The 17107-nt window shown below is 74.7% G+C and carries 17 protein-coding genes; 10 read left to right on the plus strand and 7 right to left on the minus strand.

Annotated features, from left to right (window positions below; translation table 11 throughout):
* The first annotated feature begins 42 nt into the window (after positions 1-42).
* Together IG86_RS0134655 and IG86_RS0134665 are read left to right on the plus strand one after the other, a co-directional pair.
* Positions 43-930: an SDR family oxidoreductase gene (locus IG86_RS0134655; RefSeq protein WP_051785568.1), complete on the plus strand. Its 888-nt coding sequence runs from the start codon at positions 43-45 to the stop codon at positions 928-930.
* A gap of 600 nt (positions 931-1530) precedes the next feature.
* On the plus strand, positions 1531-2298 hold the full coding sequence (locus IG86_RS0134665; protein ID WP_030902224.1) for an NPP1 family protein: 768 nt from the start codon (positions 1531-1533) through the stop codon (positions 2296-2298).
* 40 nt (positions 2299-2338) lie between these two features.
* On the opposite strand, the gene IG86_RS0134670 is transcribed toward IG86_RS0134665, so the two are convergent.
* Both IG86_RS0134670 and IG86_RS0134675 read right to left on the minus strand, forming a co-directional pair.
* Positions 2339-4405 (minus strand): SpoIIE family protein phosphatase, encoded by a 2067-nt coding sequence (locus tag IG86_RS0134670; protein ID WP_051785576.1) that lies wholly within the window; start codon positions 4403-4405, stop codon positions 2339-2341.
* 160 nt (positions 4406-4565) lie between these two features.
* Positions 4566-5174, minus strand: coding sequence for a type 1 glutamine amidotransferase domain-containing protein (locus tag IG86_RS0134675; protein ID WP_078906134.1), 609 nt, complete (start codon positions 5172-5174; stop codon positions 4566-4568).
* A 174-nt stretch (positions 5175-5348) separates the two neighbouring features.
* Here IG86_RS0134675 and galT point away from each other — a divergent pair, with 174 nt between their 5' ends.
* The 4 genes from galT to IG86_RS39390 all read left to right on the plus strand — a co-directional run bounded on the left by galT (position 5349) and on the right by IG86_RS39390 (position 8965).
* Positions 5349-6377 (plus strand): galactose-1-phosphate uridylyltransferase, encoded by a 1029-nt coding sequence (galT, locus tag IG86_RS0134680; RefSeq protein ID WP_030832190.1) that lies wholly within the window; start codon positions 5349-5351, stop codon positions 6375-6377.
* Positions 6374-7537, plus strand: a complete 1164-nt coding sequence (gene galK, locus IG86_RS0134685) for a galactokinase (RefSeq protein ID WP_030902231.1) — start codon at positions 6374-6376, stop codon at positions 7535-7537. Before galT ends, galK begins: the two co-directional genes overlap by 4 nt.
* Positions 7538-7939: 402 nt before the next feature.
* Positions 7940-8083, plus strand: coding sequence for a pyridoxine 5'-phosphate oxidase C-terminal domain-containing protein (locus IG86_RS44830; protein ID WP_244306229.1), 144 nt, complete (start codon positions 7940-7942; stop codon positions 8081-8083).
* A gap of 180 nt (positions 8084-8263) precedes the next feature.
* The gene (locus IG86_RS39390) at positions 8264-8965 is read left to right on the plus strand and encodes a class I SAM-dependent methyltransferase (protein ID WP_244306230.1); all 702 of its coding nucleotides are present in this window, start codon (positions 8264-8266) and stop codon (positions 8963-8965) included.
* Here IG86_RS39390 and IG86_RS0134700 read toward each other — a convergent pair.
* Positions 8955-10190, minus strand: a complete 1236-nt coding sequence (locus IG86_RS0134700; RefSeq protein ID WP_078848551.1) for a molybdopterin molybdotransferase MoeA — start codon at positions 10188-10190, stop codon at positions 8955-8957. The two genes, IG86_RS39390 and IG86_RS0134700, sit on opposite strands and share 11 nt — an antisense overlap.
* Before the next feature lie 169 nt (positions 10191-10359).
* Entirely contained in the window at positions 10360-10815 is a 456-nt protein-coding gene (locus tag IG86_RS0134705; RefSeq protein ID WP_157854964.1) for a hypothetical protein, read from the minus strand.
* Here IG86_RS0134705 and IG86_RS45205 point away from each other — a divergent pair.
* Positions 10801-10929, plus strand: coding sequence for a hypothetical protein (locus IG86_RS45205; protein WP_267886295.1), 129 nt, complete (start codon positions 10801-10803; stop codon positions 10927-10929). The genes IG86_RS0134705 and IG86_RS45205 overlap by 15 nt on opposite strands.
* Positions 10930-11115: 186 nt before the next feature.
* Positions 11116-12405, plus strand: a complete 1290-nt coding sequence (locus IG86_RS0134715) for a YhgE/Pip domain-containing protein (RefSeq protein ID WP_030832201.1) — start codon at positions 11116-11118, stop codon at positions 12403-12405.
* 338 nt (positions 12406-12743) lie between these two features.
* Here the strand turns inward: IG86_RS0134715 and IG86_RS0134720 are convergent, their stop codons facing one another.
* Positions 12744-13628: an MBL fold metallo-hydrolase gene (locus IG86_RS0134720; RefSeq protein WP_030832203.1), complete on the minus strand. Its 885-nt coding sequence runs from the start codon at positions 13626-13628 to the stop codon at positions 12744-12746.
* A 132-nt stretch (positions 13629-13760) separates the two neighbouring features.
* Here IG86_RS0134720 and IG86_RS0134725 point away from each other — a divergent pair, with 132 nt between their 5' ends.
* Positions 13761-14189 carry a MarR family winged helix-turn-helix transcriptional regulator gene (locus tag IG86_RS0134725; protein WP_030832205.1) on the plus strand — a complete coding sequence of 143 codons (429 nt, stop codon included), beginning with the start codon at positions 13761-13763 and terminating at the stop codon, positions 14187-14189.
* Here the strand turns inward: IG86_RS0134725 and IG86_RS0134730 are convergent.
* On the minus strand, positions 14176-15441 hold the full coding sequence (locus tag IG86_RS0134730; RefSeq protein WP_051785569.1) for an MFS transporter: 1266 nt from the start codon (positions 15439-15441) through the stop codon (positions 14176-14178). The genes IG86_RS0134725 and IG86_RS0134730 overlap by 14 nt on opposite strands.
* Positions 15442-15540: 99 nt before the next feature.
* Here IG86_RS0134730 and IG86_RS0134735 point away from each other — a divergent pair, with 99 nt between their 5' ends.
* Entirely contained in the window at positions 15541-16626 is a 1086-nt protein-coding gene (locus IG86_RS0134735) for a helix-turn-helix domain-containing protein (RefSeq protein ID WP_030902238.1), read from the plus strand.
* Positions 16627-16736: 110 nt separating this feature from the next.
* Here the strand turns inward: IG86_RS0134735 and IG86_RS0134740 are convergent, their stop codons facing one another.
* Entirely contained in the window at positions 16737-16994 is a 258-nt protein-coding gene (locus IG86_RS0134740; protein ID WP_030902240.1) for a hypothetical protein, read from the minus strand.
* Positions 16995-17107 lie beyond the last annotated feature (113 nt).

Below are 17107 nucleotides of genomic sequence, written 5' to 3' on the forward strand. Positions count from 1 at the left end.
TGTGTGTGCACGCACATAAACCCGAGCTTCCCGAGGTCCCCCATGTCCACGCCCCCCACCGCCCCCGCCGCGACCACCGCCGACGCCCCCGTCCGTACCGTCCTGATCACCGGAACGTCCTCCGGGATCGGCCTGGCCGCCGCAGTCGCCGCGGCCCGCGCCGGATGGCGCACGGTGGCCACCCTGCGCGACACCGGCCGGGCCGACGCCCTGCGCGAGGCCGCCGCCGAGGCGGGCGTCGAGATCGACATCCGCCGCCTCGACGTCGTCGACGAGGCGTCCGTCACCGCCGCCGTGGAGGGCGTGATCGCCGACTACGGCCGCCTGGACGCCGTCGTGAACAACGCCGGCGCCGGACACCTCGGCACCCTCGAGCTGGAGAGCGTGGCCGATGTCCGCGAGGTCATGGAGGTCAACTTCTTCGGCGTGCTCAACGTCTCCAAGGCCGCGCTCCCCCACCTCCGGGCCACCGGAGGCCGCCTGATCACCGTCACGAGCGTCGGCGGGGTCATCGGCCAGCCGTTCAACGAGGCCTACTGCGCGGCGAAGTTCGCGGTGGAGGGCTACATGGAGAGCCTGGCGCCGGTGGCGAGCACGCTCGGCGTGAGCGTGTCCGTCGTCGAGCCGGGCGCGGTGGCGACCGAGTTCGTCAACAACATCGGGCTCGACCTCGACGCCCGCATCGCCGCGGCCGGACCGTACGCCGACGCGCTGCGCACCTACATCGACCGCACGGTCAGCCAGTTCACGGAGGGCTCGGCCCAGACCCCGGCCGGCGCGGCCGAGGCCGTCATGGAGGCGCTGACCGCCGACCGTCCGGCCTTCCGCATCCAGACCTCGCAGTGGGCCCGCGACTTCACCGGGACCAAGCTGACCGACCTGGACGGCGCGGCCGTCCTCGGCATGACGGGGACCTGGGTCGCAGCCTGACGCACGGGGCGCAGGGCATGTGCCGCGCCCTGGGACGTGTCCGGACCCCGCCGCGCAGCCCCGCCTGTCCGGCGGGCGGCCGGCGCTCCTTTGCGGGCACTCGCCGGGCGGGGTCATCATGGGAGGAGGCCGGCCGGGCCGCCGTCCGGCCTCCGGACCGCCGCGCGGCGGCGCGTCCCCCGTCGGGAGGTGACCCGCGTCCATGGACGAATCACGCAGGGCCTGGATCTCGATCGGCGTCGTCATCGCCGTCATCCTGCTGAACCTCGCGGCCATCATCCTCATGAACACGGTCGGCCTGTGACCCTGTGACGGCGCCCGGCCGCGGTTCCGGTCCGCCCCCGGCTCCCGGGGGCGGACCTCTCGCGCGTACGGGGCCCGCCTCCCCCGCCCCGGCGGCCGGGCGCCCGCGCCGTCATTTCTGACATTTCCTCAACTCTCCGCCTGTTAAGGCGAGTTCGACTCCTCCGCGCATGAAGCAGACGCTGCGCGGACCCTTGCCGCGGCGACCCGGTTCGCGAATGATGCTCCGGGCGTGTCGGTCGGCGGTGGCCGTCTCCGGCCCGCCACCCCCGAACCCGACCGGCCAGGAGGCCTGTTGTGCGGACCCACCGTCGCATCCGGAGATCCCTCGTCGTCGTCGGCGCCGCCCTCGCGCTCGTCGTCGGCGTCCCGCAGGTGGCCTTCGCGGCGCCGCCCCCGGCGCTGCCCGGCCAGGCCGAGGCGATCGAGCGGACCTTCCAGCCCGCCTACGACTACGACACCGACGGCTGCTATCCGACACCCGCCATCGGTCCGAGCGGGGTGCTGAACGGCGGGCTCAAGCCCACCGGAGCCCTCGACGGCAACTGCCGGGACGCCTCGGACCTCGCCAACACCAACGGGTACTCGCGCTGGACCTGCAACAACGGCTGGTGCGCCGTGGTCTACGCGCTCTACTTCGAGAAGGACCAGGCGATCCCCGGCATCAGCCTCGGCGGCCACCGCCACGACTGGGAGCACGTCGTGGTCTGGATCCAGGGCAACGAGGCGAAGTACGTCGCCACTTCCGCGCACGGCGACTTCGAGATCCACGCGCACGACCGGATCCGCTGGGACGGCACCCATCCCAAGATCGTCTACCACAAGGACGGCGTCGGCACGCACTGCTTCCGCGCGGCGAACACCAACGACGAGCCCCCGGAGAACCACCGCGGCACCTGGCAGTACCCCACGCTCGTCGGCTGGTCGGGGTACCCGGCGACGCTCCGGGACAAGCTCAGCCAGGCCGACTTCGGCAGCGCGCACTTCGGTCTGAAGGACGGCTCCTTCGCCTCCCACCTGGCGGAGGCCAAGCCGGCGGGCATCCCCTTCGACCCGTACCTGTAGCCGGCGCACGGCCCGGTCCCCGTCGCCGCTCCTCCCGCGGTCACAGTCGCAGGAGGAGCAGCGCGATGTCGTCCGTGTGCACGGACGCCGCGCCGGTACCGTGCAGGAGGGCCTCGATGAGGTCGTCCAGATCCGCCCCGTCGTTCTCGGCGAGGACCGCGGCGAGGTCGTCGGTGCCGCGCTCGGCGTCGATGCCGGACGCGGTGGGCTTCTCAACCAGCCCGTCGGTGTAGAGGGTCAGGAGCGTCCCGGGCGCCAGTTCCAGGCGGGTGACCGGGCACGGGCTGTCGCCACCGATGCCGAGGAGCGGGCAGGGGTCGAGGTCCACGCGGCGCGGCCTGGTTCCCGGGGCGTGTACCAGCGGCGGCGGATGCCCGGCGCTCGCCAGGGTCGCGCACCGGCTCGCGAGGTCGATGTGGAGGTAGAGGCAGGACACGAGCAGTTCGGTGTCCAGGCCCGCCAGGAGGCGGCCGGTGCGGGCCAGGACCGCGCCGGGCGGTGCGCCCGCGGCGGCCCGGATGGCGGTGCGGACCTGGCCCATGAGGGCGGCGGCGGCGACGTTGTGCCCCTGCACGTCGCCGATGACGGCCGCCACGGTGGTGGAGTCCAGCGGGATGACGTCGTAGAAGTCGCCTCCGATGTCCATGCCGTGGCCTGCGGGCAGGTAGCGGGCTGCGGCCCGCAGGCCCGGCACCGTGGGCAGGGTGTGCGGGAGGAGCGCCTGCTGGAGGCCGTGGGCGAGGTCGTGCGCCGCGTCGTGCAGGCGGGCCCGGTCCAGGGCCTGGGCGATCAGCCCGGCCAGGGAGGTGAGGACGGCGCGCTCGTCCGCCGTGAAGTCGTGCGGCCGCTCGTAGGAGAGGATGCAGCAGCCCACCGGGCGGCCGGAGATGGTCAACGGCAGGAACGCCCAGGCCTGTTTGCCGCTGATCTGTGGCGCCTCGGGGTGTGCGCGGGCCATTGCTGCGGGGTCGCCGAAGAAGGCGGGGACGCCGTCGGCCAGTACCTGCCCCGCCGGGGTCAGCCCGGTGCCCAGGGGCAGGCCGTCGAGCCGCTCGATGGTCTCCGGGTCGTACCCGTGGTACCCGGTGATCTTGAGGCGCCCCGCGTCGGCGGCGGACAGGACGAGCGCGTCGGCTCCGAAGGCGGGCAGGACCTGGTGGGCGACCAGTTCGACGACGTCGCGGACGGTGACGGTCTCGGTCATGGCGGCCGCGAGGTGCAGGAGCTGGTGGACCCGGCCCGTGTACGCGACCGAACCGCCCGCGGGCGGGCCCGACCGGACCGCCTCCAGGTGACGGGCGGGGCGGGTGACGCGGACGCTGATGCCGCTGGAGTCCGGATAGAGCTGGAAGCGCAGCGGGATGCCGGGCGGGCGCAGGGCCGTGAACTCGACCGGTTCGCGGCTGAGGACGGCGGACCGGTAGCGGTCCTCGACCAGGGGGGCGTCCAGCCAGGGCAGGGACTGCCAGGGCCAGGTGCCGAGCAACTGGCCGGACGTACGGCCGAGCAGGTCCGCGGCGGTGCCGTCCACGAAGGTGATCCGGCCCTCCAGGTCCAGGGCCAGGGCGCCGTCGGGCAGGCGTTCGACCCAGTCGGCGGCGGCCTGCGCCGGCCGGCCGCCGTACGTGCGCGGCGGTGCGGCCGGGATGACGCGGGGCCGTGCGGGCACCTCGGGCGTGCCGTCGGCCGCGTCCAGCATCCGGGCGATACGGCGGGCGGCGGAGGTGACGTGGTGCTGTTCGCGCAGGCTCGCGGTGCGGGCGTGGCCGGCGGGCCACAGCAGGAACAGGGCGCCGTGGGCGCCCCGGCGGCCCTTCAGCGGTGCCGCAGCCAGGCAGAACTCGTACGGCAGGCTGACCGCCGCCTGGGGGTAGTCGTGGGCCAGGTCCTCCTGCGAACCGGTCCAGACCAGCCGGTCCTCGCGCACGGCGTCGCTCACCGGGGTGGAGGCGGTCACCGGGATCCGGTGCCACGGCCGCGCCACCTCGGTCGGCACGCCGCACAGCACGACGAGCACCAGGACGCCGCGGTCCGGACCGTCCCAGAGGTGGAACCCGCCGGCGGACGCCCCGGTCCGCCGGATCGTCGCGGTCAGCGCCTCGTCCAGCAGCCACGAGCCGGCCGCCCGGTCCGCCCCGGCGCCGGCCGGCGCGCCCGCGGCCGTACCCGTACGCGCACCCGCGTCGGCGCCTGCCGGGCCCTCACCGCCGCCGCTCACGGCCCACCTCCTGTCACAGCCCGCCGCCCGGGTCCGCACCGACGGCCCGTCAGGGGCCGGACGACTCTTCCGCGGACGACTCTTCTCCGGAGGCCCCATCCGCGGACGGACCCGCTGCGGCCGGTCCGGCGCCGAATTCCTTGACGAAGGCGGTGCAGAAGGCGTCGAGGTCGTCGGGCCTGCGGCTGGTGACCAGCGTGCCGGGCGCCGCCCGGCAGACCCGTACCTCTTCGTCGACCCAGGTGGCACCGGCGTTGCGCAGGTCGGTGGCGAGGCTCGGCCAGGACGTCACGGTCCTGTCCCGCACCACGTCCGCCTCGACGAGCGTCCAGGCGGCGTGACAGATCGCCGCCACCGGCCGGCCGGTGCGCAGGAAACCCCGTACGAAGTCGACCGCGCCCTCGTCCATGCGGAGGGCGTCGGGGTTGGCGACACCGCCCGGGAGCACCAGCGCGTCGTAGTCGTCCGGTCCGGCGGCGCCGACCACGTCGTCGACCGGGAAGGTGTCGGCCTTGTCGAGGTGGTGGAACGCCTGGACCTCGCCGCTGTCGGTCGACACGAGGCGTGGCTGCCATCCCTGGTCCACCACGGCCTGCCACGGCCGCTCCAGCTCGATCTGTTCCACGCCTTCCGGCGCCACGAGAAACGCCACCCTCATCGTCGTCACGTCCTTCCACGGTGATTGCGCCCGGCCGCCCTCCCGGCCCGCCCGCGCACTGCGCCTGCCCCTTCGCGAGGAGGGCAAACGGCCGGTCCGCCCCGGACGGCCGTATGATCGAGGACGCGTCGGCCCCGGCCGTCACCCCCTGACGAGACAGGCGAGGACGTGCACGTGCACAGGACCGTGACCGAACTCGCGGACGGCCGCGAGCTCATCTACTACGACAGCGAACCCGGCCGGGACCGAGGGGCCCAGGACCGGCGCCCGCTGGACCGGGTCGAGAGCGCCCCCGAACTGCGCCGCGACCCGGCCACCGGCGACTGGGTCACCATCGCCGCCCACCGGCAGTCCCGTACCTACCACCCGCCGGCGGACGCCTGCCCGCTCTGCCCCTCCCGGGACGGCCGCCAGAGCGAGATCCCGGCCGCCGACTACGAGGTGGCCGTCTTCGAGAACCGCTTCCCGTCACTCGCCGGGGAGGCCGGCCGCTGCGAGGTGGTGTGCTTCACCCCCGAGCACGACGCCGGCTTCGCCGACCTCACCCCGCAGCGGGCCCGGCTGGTCCTGGACGCCTGGACCGACCGCACCGCCGCCCTGTCCGCCCGGCCCGGCGTGCGGCAGGTGTACTGCTTCGAGAACCGGGGCGCGGAGATCGGCGTGACGCTGGCCCATCCGCACGGCCAGATCTACGCCTTCTCCACCACCACCCCGCGCACCGCCAAGCACCTCGCCGCCGCGGCCGCGCACCGCGCCCGCACCGGCCGCAACCTCTTCGAGGACGTCCTCGCGCAAGCCCGCGCCGCCACCGAACGCGTGGTCCTCGCCGGGGAGCACTGGACCGCCTTCGTCCCCTACGCCGCGCGCTGGCCGTACGAGGTGCACCTCCACCCGCACCGCAGGGTCCCCGATCTGACCGGGCTCACCGAGGCGGAGCGCGCCGAGTTCCCCGGCCTGTACCTGGACCTGCTGCGCCGTTTCGACCGGCTCTTCGGGGCGGCCGCGCCCACCCCCTACATCGCGGCCTGGCACCAGGCCCCGCTCGTGGGGGGCGAGGAACTCGCGCTGCACCTGGAGCTGTTCACGATCCGGCGGAGCGCCGACAAGCTCAAGTACACGGCCGGGACCGAAGCCGGCATGGACGCCTTCATGAACGACGTGGCGCCCGAGGCGGCGGCGCGGCGGCTGCGGGAGGCCCTGTGACCGGGCCCGCGGCGCAAGCCGCCGCCGTGCGCCGGGAGTTCGAACGCATCCACGGCCGCGCCCCCGACGGGATCTGGGCCGCCCCGGGCCGGGTCAACCTGATCGGCGAGCACACCGACTACAACGACGGCTTCGCCCTCCCGATGGCGTTGCCGCAGACCACCGTACTGGCGGCCGGCCGCCGCGAGGACGGGCTGCTGCGCCTGCACAGTGCCCAGGGCGACGGCCGGATCACCGAGCTGGCGGTGGCGGACCTCGCCCCCGGCCCGGTCTCCGGCTGGGCGCGTTACCCGGCCGGGGTGGTGTGGGCGCTGCGGGAGCGGGGCCTGCCCGTCGGCGGCGCCGACGTACACCTGGACAGCACCGTGCCGAGGGGCGCCGGCCTGTCCTCCTCGGCGGCCCTGGAGTGCGCGGTCGCCGTCGCGTACGACGAGCTGTACGCGCTGCGGCTGTCGCGGCCGGAGCTGGCACGCGTGGCGCAGTACGCCGAGAACGCCTTCGCAGGTGTGCCCTGCGGGGTGATGGACCAGATGGCCTCGGTCTGCTGCGCCGAGGGCAGCGCCCTGCACCTCGACAGCCGCAGCCTGGACGTCCGGCAGGTCCCCTTCGACCTCACCGGGCACGGGCTGCGCCTGCTGGTGATCGACACCCGGGTCGCGCACGACCTCGCCGACGGGGCGTACGCGGAGCTGCGCGCGGGGTGCGAGCGGGCGGCGGGACTGCTGGGGCTGACCGCCCTGCGGGACCTCTCCGAGGCGGAGCTGCCCGGCGTCCTCACGCAGCTGCCCGAGGACCTCGCGCCGCTGGTCCGGCACGTGGTCACGGAGAACGCCCGGGTCGGCCGGGCCGTCGAACGGCTCGCGGCGGGTGAACCGGAGTCGCTGGGGCCGCTGTTGACGGCCGGTCACGCCTCCCTCCGGGACGACTACCGCGTCTCGTGCCCGGAGACCGACCTCGCGGTGGAGGCCGCCGTCGCCGCCGGCGCCCTGGGCGCCCGGATGACCGGTGGCGGCTTCGGCGGCTCCGTGATCGCGCTGGTCCCGGCCGCGGCGGCCGCGTCCGTGGCCCGGGCCGTGACGGACGCCTTCGCGGCGGCCGGCTTCGTGACGCCGGCCGTGCTGGAGGCCGTACCGTCGGCGGGGGCCCGTCGCGTCGGCTGACCCGCGCGGCGCCGGCCCTCCCCCGCCGGCCGGCGGAGCGTTGTCGCAATCTCCCACATCGACTGCTCACCCACAATGCCAGTTGGGTTATCCGCCGAGCATCTGCAAGGTGATTGTCGAATATAAGCCGCAGATGCAGGACGGGACGTGAAAGGTGTCCCGTGGAGGAGGCGGCAGCTCAACGACCAGATCACGGCAGTGACGTCCGCGCGTGGCTGAGGGGCATCGAGGTGTTCGCGGGGCCGCTCTGCGCGTTCGAGCCGGAGCACGCCCCGGGTCCGGTCGGCGACCGCCCGCGCCGAGTCCCTGCCGGCCCGCCAGAGCCAGTACCTGGCGGACACGGCGGAGCGCGACCACGCCCTGGAGAAGGCGCTGGCCCTGGTCGGGCGGGAACCCTCCCTCGTGGACTCCGCCTGGACGCCCTACACCCTCGCCCCGGTGGAGGTGGAGTTCTGGCAGGCGGCGAAGAGCCGCGTCCACACCCGGCTGCGCTACGAGCGCACCGGGACCGACGGCCGCTGGGAGCGGTACCGGCTCTGGTCCTGACTCCCCCGGGGCCCGCACGGCCGACGTCACCACGCTTCGGCGTACGGGCCCCTTCCCCTCCTGTCCCTGCTCGCGAGGCGAGGTACCCCCCCCCATGACCACCCTGCCCCTCCGCACCGGTGGCGCCGGCGCGGCAGCCGCCGGCTCCGACCGCTCCCCCGTCCCGCGGCCGGACGAGCGATGGCCCGGTTCATCACCGAGGCCCTGGGTGACGCGCGCACCGTGCTCTACGTCGGCGCGGGCGCCGGGTCGTACGAGAGCGCGGCGCGTGCGGTGACCGCGGTGGACGCCTCGGAGTCGATGCGGGCCCGGCGCCCGGTCCGGCTCGCCCGGGCGATCGACGCGGTCGCCGAGGAACTGCCCTTCGCCGATGGCGAGTTCGACGCTTCGATGACGCTCTTCAGTGTCCACCAGTGGTCCGACGTGCGGGCCGGTCTGCGCGAGATGCGGCGCGTGACGCGCGGTCCGGTGGCCGTCCTGTCCTGCGATCCCGACCTGGTGCGGGAGTTCTGGCTGTACCGGTACGCGCCCGAGGTCCTCGACACGGAGGCGCTCCGCCATCCGACGGTCGAGGAGCTGGCCTCCGCGCTCGGCGGCAGCGGGACCGTCCGGACCGTACCCGTTCCGCCGGACTGCACGGACGGGTTCAACGAGGCGTACTACGTCCGCCCCGAGCTGCTGCTCGACCCGGCGGCCCGGCAGGCCTGTTCGGCGTGGAGCTTCGTCGACGACGGCGTGCGCGAGCGCTTCGACCGGTCCCTGCGCCGCGTCTGGAATCGGGCGCCTGGGACGCGGAGTTCGGCCACCTGCGCACCCTGCCGGCGTACGAGGGATCCCTCGTCCTCGTACGCGCGACCCCCTGACGCGCCCCCTAACCGGTGAGCAGCAGCGGTACGGGGGTGCCGTCCGTCCAGTCCGCGGGGATCGCGGCGAGCGCGTCCGCGACGGCGGCGGCCCGGAGGAAGGCCGCGCCGTGGCCCGCGGTGATCCGGGCGCCGGCGCCGTCCCAGGTGACGGGGACCAGCCGGGTCAGTCCGGGGGCGGCGGGCCGCAGCGACCCCGTCACGGGTACGAGGGGCAGCGGTGCGAGGGACCGGCCGCAGAGGCCGGAGAGCAGCGGGCCCAGCAGGGTGTGGGCGGCGACGAGGGCCGCGTACGGGTTCCCGGGCAGCCCCACCACCCAGCCGCCGGCGGGCAGTTCGGCGAGCAGCATCGGGTGGCCGGGGCGGCAGGCGACCGTGTCGACGACCGGCCGGGCCCCGGCCTCGGTCAGCAGCCGGCGCAGCTGGTCGGTGACGCCGACGGAGGTGGAGCCCGTGACCACCACGACCTCGGCGTCCCGCGTGCCGTGCACGGCCGCGGCCAGTGAGCCCGCCGGCCGGTCGTGGACGTGCCGCACCTCGCGGCACTCGCCGCCCAGTGCGGCGACCAGGGCCGGCAGGGCCGGCCCGAGGGCGTCGCGCACCCGCCCCGGCCCGGGCGGGCCGGCGTGGTCCAGTTCGTCGCCGGTGACCAGGACCCGGACCCGGGGCGCGGGCCGCACCGGCAGGGTGTCGTGGCCGCAGGACGCGGCGAGTCCGAGCAGCGCGGGGCCGACCGGGGTGCCCGCCGGGGCGAGGAGGCCGCCGGCCGGGGTGTCCTCACCGGTCCTGCGGATGTGCCGGCCCGGCGGCGGCACGGGTCCGGACACCAGGCCGTCGCCGCCCGCCAGGGCCGCTTCCACCGGCAGTACGGCGCACGCTCCGGCCGGGACCTGCGCGCCGGTGGAGATACCCACGCACTCCCCCGCGTGGAGCGCTCCCGGCCACACCGTGCCCGCCCGGACGGCTCCCCGGACCCGCCAGGGGCCGGGGCCCGCGACCGCGTACCCGTCCATGGCGGCCGTGTCGAACGCCGGCAGCGGATGAGGGGCGCGCAGGGCGTCGGCCAGCGTGAGCCCGACGGCGTCCGCGAGCGGCACCGTACGGGCGGGCCACGGCCGCGGCGCCGCGTGGGCCCGCATCCGGGCCTGCGCCCAGGACAGTTCCCCGGGCCGCGGCGGCCCGGCGGGCGCGAGGGCCGGTGCGGCTACGGGTGCGGGCGGGGCGGCGGCGGTCACGGAAGGCATGGGACGACAGTCGCCGCGCGGCGTTTCGGGCCGCCACCGAAAGGGTTGCCGCACCGCACCGATCCGCTCACGGCCCGGGGGACTCACCGGTGAGCCCGGCTGTGACCGACGAGCTCGAACGCCACATGGACCGAATGACGGCCTGGCCGTCACGCAGACACATCACCCGTCAGGCTCGTGCGGCGCGGGGGCGGTCGGTACGGGCACGGCCCAGGTCGAAGGCGGCCAGCCGGACGTGGCTCTGTCGAGGTGTCAGGATCCCGGCCTGCCGGGGGCCGTGGGAGGGGACGGCCGGGGCGGAGGCGGCCTCCCCGACCCCGCCGACGGCCGCGGCGCCGGCGGCGAGCAGCGCCCGCCGGTAGAACCGGCGGTGCTCGGGCCCGTCCTGCGCGACGGCCGGTTCGGGGGCAGTTTCCGGCCCGGAGGCTCCGTCGGCGGCGTCCACGGTGCCGACCCACAGCTGGTTGAGCTCGTCGTCGAAGGGCTTGCCGTCCTCCGCGACGGCCAGCAGAATCTGCGACTTGGCGAAGTCCGGGGCCAGTTCGGCCCAGGCGAAGACCGCACAGTAGTCGCCGCGACGATGCCGCGCAGCTGGCCGTTGTGGTGGACGGTGTGGGACCACCACCGGGACGGCACCGTCCTCGGTGAAACGCCGGTCGCCGTGTCCTCGGAGGGCTCGGTGCACCGCTTCGTCGCGGCGCTGGAGCACGCGGCGGCGGGCTTCCGCTGGACCTGGTAGCACCCCGGGGCGTCGGGCACCGCGCGATCGGGCGTGGGCTGTTCCGGTGGTCCGTCGGGCGGGTTCGGGGGCGCCGCGCGAGGTGCGCGGCGGCCTTCGCCGGTGCGGGGAGATCCTGGGATCCCGTGCGGCCCGGCCGCCTCCACCGTCGTTCGAGCCCGGCCCGCCGGGCAGCTACGGAGACCGATGTCCCCGACCGTCGCCCCCGAGGCCACCGCCGCGGCCCTCGTGCGCCGCCCCCAGCTGTGGCTGGTGCCCACGATCCTCACGGGGCTGCTGGCCCTGCTGCTGTCCCTCCTCTACATGGGCGGCATCGTCAATCCCGAAGCGCAGCTGCGGGACCTCCCCATCGCCCTGGTCAACGAGGACACGGGCAAGCCGCCGCCGGGGCAGCGGCAGAACCTGGGCGCGCAGATCACCGCCTCCATCACCGCCGACCCGGCGGGCGGCAAGGCGGACTGGCGCCGGCTGAGCCTCGCGCAGGCGCGGGACCAGCTGGACTCCGGCAAGGTCTACGGCGCGCTGGTGGTCCCCGCCGATTTCACCGACACCGTCACGGCGCTGCCCACGGCCGCGGCCACCCGCCTGCCGACGCTGACCGTGCTCACCAACCCCGGCAAGGGCAGCCTCGGATCCTCGCTGGCCGGTCGGATCACGACGCAGGCCGCGGCGCGCGCGTCCCACGCCATCGGGGAACAGCTCACGGCTGCCGCCGGCGCCTCCGCCCCTCCCGCCACCAAGCTGCTGCTCGCCGATCCGGTGGACGTGGTCACACAGGTCGGGCACCCGATCGGCGCCCGCAGCGGGCTGGGCCTGACGGCCTTCTACTACACCCTGCTGCTGGTGCTGGCCGGATTCATGGGCGGCAACGTCATCAGCAACGGCGTGGACACCGCGCTCGGCTACGCCGACAACGAGATCGGTCCCTGGCACACGCGCCGCCCGACGGTGCCGATCGACCGGACGCAGACGCTGCTCCTGAAGATGCTGATGACGGCCGGCATCACGCTCGTCAGCACCACGCTGGTGATGGTGGCGTGCGTCGGCGTCCTGGGGATGGACGCCACCCACCTGCCGCTGCTGTGGGTGTACTCGTACTGCGCGGCGCTCGCCGTGGGTCTGGGCGTGCAGGCCATCAACGCCGCGTTCGGCGGCATCGGGCAGCTCGTGTCGATGTTCGTGTTCATCGTGCTGGGGCTGCCCTCGTCGGGCGCGACGGTCCCGCTGCAGGCCGTCCCCGGCTTCTACCGCTTCCTCTCGTACTTCGAACCGATGCGTCAGCTCAGCGACGGCGTGCGGGCGATCCTCTACTTCGACGCGCGCGGCGACGCCGGCCTCACCCGCTCCTGGATCATGATCGCGCTGGGTACGGTGCTGGCGCTCCTGTTCGGCTTCGCGATGACCGCCTACTACGACCGCAAGGGCCTCAAGCGGCTCACCCCCCAGCCGCCCCAGCCCCTGCCGGTCCAGAACTGACCGCTCGGTGCACAAGCAAGGCATCTTTCACCTCTCGGATGATTCACTGTGCCGAGCGGGCCGCTCGGGTCCGCTTCCGTGTCTCGATCCCATCGCCCCGGCGGGGCGACGCTGGTTGACTGACACGCGCACCGGCTCCCCGGCGGTCGAGCGGCTCTCGCCGCCCGGGGACCACCGGCAGGAGGCCCCTGCGCGCCGATCGCGGTGTTCGTCGCGCAGGGGCCCTGTGGTGCGCGCACGACGACCCGTTCCTGGCCCGCGCCCTCCTGACCTGGGCCGCGTCGCGTCGATCAGGCCGGATCAGCCCGGGCTGATCGCCAAGCACGGTTTAGAGGGTGTCAGGCGTCCAGGGGGCGCCAGGCCGGGCCCGTCCCGTCGTGGCGGACGTGGCCGAACACCACGTCGGCGAAGTGGACGCCGAAGCCGAGCGTTCCGGGCTCCGCCAGCTCGGCGACGAGGCGGCGGCGGTGATCGGCGGTCAGGGCGCGGTCGTGGTCGAAGCCGGAGGACCACTCCGGACGGTCGACCTGGATCGGCGAGTGCAGGGCGTCGCCGAAGGCGATCAGGCGCCGCCCGCCCCCGGTGATGACGTACTCGGCATGCCCGACGGTGTGGCCCGGGGTGATCCGGACCCGCACGCCGGGGAAGACCTCCTGCCCGTCGGCGACCGTGCGCACGCGGGGCGCGAGGGTCCTGACCTGCTCGGCCATGCCCTGGGCTTCCAGGAGGTCGCGCCGCTCCCACTCGGGCCCGGAGATCAGGTGGTCGGCGTGGGCGAACGCGAGGCGGTCGCTGCCGGGGGCGGGGTGGCAGGCCCAGCCGAGGTGGTCGGCGTGCAGGTGGGTGAAGGCCACCGCTTCGACGTCTTCGGGGCGGCGGCCGAGGTCGGCCAGGGCCGCCGGCAGGGCGCCTCCGTGGATCGTGTCGAGGGGCCCCTCGGGCAGCTGGAGGGACTGCGGGCCGAAGCCCGCGTCGATGAGGAGGGCGCGGTCGCCGTGCTCCACCAGCAGGGCGCCGACGCTTCCCACCAGGCGGCCCGCGGGGTCCAGGTATTCGGGGTGCGCGGCCCACACCTCTGCGGTGGTGTCCGGCAGCAGCTCCAGCGGCCGGAGCCGTACGTCGCCGTCCGGTACGTACGACACCTTCGTCTCCCCCAGCCGGATGGAGCGGATGCCCGCCGGCCGGCGCAGTCGTACGCCCTGATCCACCGTCAAGTCAGTCATGGGTTCTCTCCTGTGAGTCGTGGTCAGGTCGTCGCCACGACCTGCCGCGGCGACGACGGCAACCATAAGCATCAAGCTTGAATCATTCAAGCTGGAAATATTTGGCCTTGATGGACTTGCTAGGGTGGCCGCATGACGACGCCCACCGATCCGCAGGCCATCGCCGAGCGACAGCTGTGCGGCCTGGTGAACGGCCTGGCCCAGCGGATCGCCGAGCACGTGAGGGAGCGGGCCGCCACGCTCGGCCTCACGGCGTCACAGGCGACGGCCCTGCGGGAGATGAGCGGGCCGATGACCATGCGGGAGCTCGCCGAACGCATGAGCTGCGAGCCCTCCAACACCACCTTCGTCGTCGACAAGCTGGAGAAGCAGCGCCTGATCGAGCGCCACCCGCACCCCACGGACCGGCGCGCCAAGCACCTCGTCCTCACGCCCGAGGGCACGGCGCTGCGCGGACGCCTCCTGGAACTCCTCCACGCCGACTCCCCGCTGTCCGGCCTCACCCCGGAGGAACAGCACGTCCTGCACGGCCTGCTGGAACGGGCCGTCACCTCCGGCTGAGGCGCGCCCCCCGGCCCTGCTGGGCCGTGCCCTGCCCGGTCCCGCCCTTCCCGGTGCCGTCCTTCTCCGCGGCGACGGCGGAGGCGGAGAGCAGCGTCGCACCGGCGAGCCCGCCCCAGAGGGCGCCCGGGCCGTGGGGTGCGAGCGCGGTGATGACCGCCGGCGAGACGGCGAGGCCGAAGCCCGTGGAGAGCTCGAAGCGGGCGAGGGCCCGCCCGAGGGCGTGCGCCGGGGCGAGGGCGGTGACCAGCGCCGTGGCGCTGCCGGCGTAGACGATCTCGCCGAGGGTGCAGACGACGGACACCGCGGCGACGGCCGGGGCGGCCCGGCCGGCTCCCAGTGAGGTGGCCGCGAGGAAACCGAGGTAGGACGCGGTGAGCACCACGCCTGCGACGGCCAGCACGGTCCGGCGGGGGAAGCGGGACATCAGGACGGTGACCGGGACCTGGAGGGTGACCACGAGCACCGTGTTGGCCACGAAGACGGCCGCCGACCACGCCGGGGAGGCGTGCAACTGCGTCACCAGCACCAGCGGGAGCGCGATTTCGGGCACGTTGAGGCAGAAGACGTAGACCACGTTGGCGGCCAGGAGCGCGCGCATCCGGGGCGCGGGCCCCGGCTCGGTCCCGCCCTCGGCCTCTTGGGCGGCCGGACGCGCCCGCAGGTGGACCGACCAGGCCAGTGCCGCCGCCGTGAGGTAGGCGATCCCGGTCGCGACCGCCATCGCCCGGAGCGCGGTGGCGCCGCCCGCCAGGCAGGCGGTGGCGAGGAGCGCGCCGACGCCCAGGCCCGCGTTGCGCAGGGCGCGGCCGGCCGCGAGGGCGGTGTCGCGTTCCCGGCCGTGGGCGACGGTGGCCACGAGGGCCGCGTGGGCGGCGGGCCACGCCTGGTTGCCCACGCCCAGGACGAGCGCCGCCGTCGCGAACGGCCAGACGTGTCCGGCCGGGGTGGCCAGCAGCACCGCCACGCCCAGGGCCCGTACCAGCATCGACGCGGCCACGACCGTGCTGCGTGCGCCCCGGTCCAGCCAGCGGCCCACCGCGGGCATGCACACCAGGCCCACGACGATGCCGGCCGTCATGGCGATGCCGGTGGCGGGCGCGGGCAGCCGCAGCACCATGACCCCGTAGAGCAGCAGGAACGGCCGCAGCAGGCCGGTGCCGAGCGCGTCCACGGCCAGGGCGACGGCATAGCGGGGACCTCCGGAGGCGCGGACGAGGGCGCGCGGCCGGATCGTGGTGATGGTTTCCATGGCGTCAACGTGCGTGCGACCGCCGGGCCGGGCACGTGGGTTGACGGACATCGTCAACCCGCTGTCGCCACGGGCCGCGCGGTCGGCAATGCTGAGCGGGTGACGTTGAGGATCGACATCGGCGGGCTGCCGTCCGGGCGGCTGCGGTTCGCCGCGTCCCCGCTGGCCGAACTGACCGCGATGCTGCACGTGCTGGCGGAGCCGGGGCACCATCCGCAGTTCGCCGACTGGGCCGGGGAGGTCTGGGCCGGGATGCGGCCGGAGCTGGCCGAGCGCCTGCGGGAGGCGGACTTCCTCTGGCGTTCCTCCCAGGCCGACTTCCTGCTCCCCGCCCGGCCCCGGCCCACCCTCGCGGAGGAGTTGGACGAGGTGGACCGGATCGACGACGAGCCGTACGTGACCGCGGCGCTCGTGACCACCTGCGGCAGCAACCGGGTCCGGTTCGGGGCGCCGTCGCCGCTGACCGACCGGGTCGCGCGGGAGCGCGCCCTGGACCTGGCGCAGGCCCGCGGTGTGCGGCAGGAGGCCTTCGCGGAACGGCTGTTGGCGGACCCGGCCGTCGTACGGGCGCGGGTGCGCGGCACCCTCGAACAGTGCGCGGAGGCCTTCTTCGACGCCGCCTGGGCGGACGTCGCCGTACGGCTCGCCACCGACCTGCGCGTGAAGAACGACCTGCTGAGGCGCGAGGGCGTGGGGACGGCGCTCGCATCGGTCTCCGGCGCGGTCTCCCTGGCACCGGAGGGCGACTGCATCGTCGTGGACAAGCTCCTGGACAAGGCGACCGCCGCGCACGGCACCGGAGTCACCTTCATACCCAGCGTCTTCGGCAGCCCCCACCTGGCGGTGGTGCACGCGCCCGGATGGCAGCCGGTGGTGCAGTACCCGGTGGCCGAACCGAGCCCGTCGGAACCGGTGTCGCTGGAAACGGTCACCCTCCGGCTGGAGGCGCTCTCGCACCCCGTACGGCTACGGCTGCTGCGCACGCTGGCCCGCGGCCCGCACACCACCCGGGAGCTGGCCCACGCCTGGGAACTGTCACCGCCGGAGGTGTCCCGTCACCTCGCCGTCCTGCGCCGCGCCGGTCTGCTCACGGCCCGGCGGCGCGGCCGGTACGTCCGCTACACCCTCAACCTGCCCGACCTGACGGCGCTGGGCGCCGACCTGCTGGCGGCCGTACTGCGCTGAGCGGACACGGACGGCCGGCGGGCGGCCCACCTCTGGAGGTGCATCGCCGACCTCGACAAGGCCGTGCCGCTGATCAACGAGGATTACTGCGCCGCGTACTTCTGAGCATTTCACCCACCGGGCCGCGGTCCCGGCTTCAGGTCCCCTTTGAGGCGTTCCTCGAAATCCGGCTTCTTCACGGTCACCGTGGAATACCCGGTGTGAACGGCGCCCGAGCCGTCCAGGGGAAGGAGCAGGACGGCGGGGCGCGGGGTCGCGGTGGGGGCGGCCATCGAGGTCGCCAGCAGGCCGATGCCGCTGCCCACCAAAGTGACGGCGGCGCCTGTCAGAACGACACCGCGGATCCAGGAAAACTCGAACACGACCATTCTCCCATTCGATTCGGAGACCGGCTCCCGGGATTTCCGGTGAAGGCACCTCTCGAATACACCCCGGTTCGCGTGGGGCGTCATGCCACTGGAACGCGTGACTTGACGCCCGC

The sequence above is a fragment of the Streptomyces virginiae genome, assembly GCF_000720455.1.
Classification (GTDB): Bacteria; Actinomycetota; Actinomycetes; order Streptomycetales; family Streptomycetaceae; genus Streptomyces; species Streptomyces virginiae.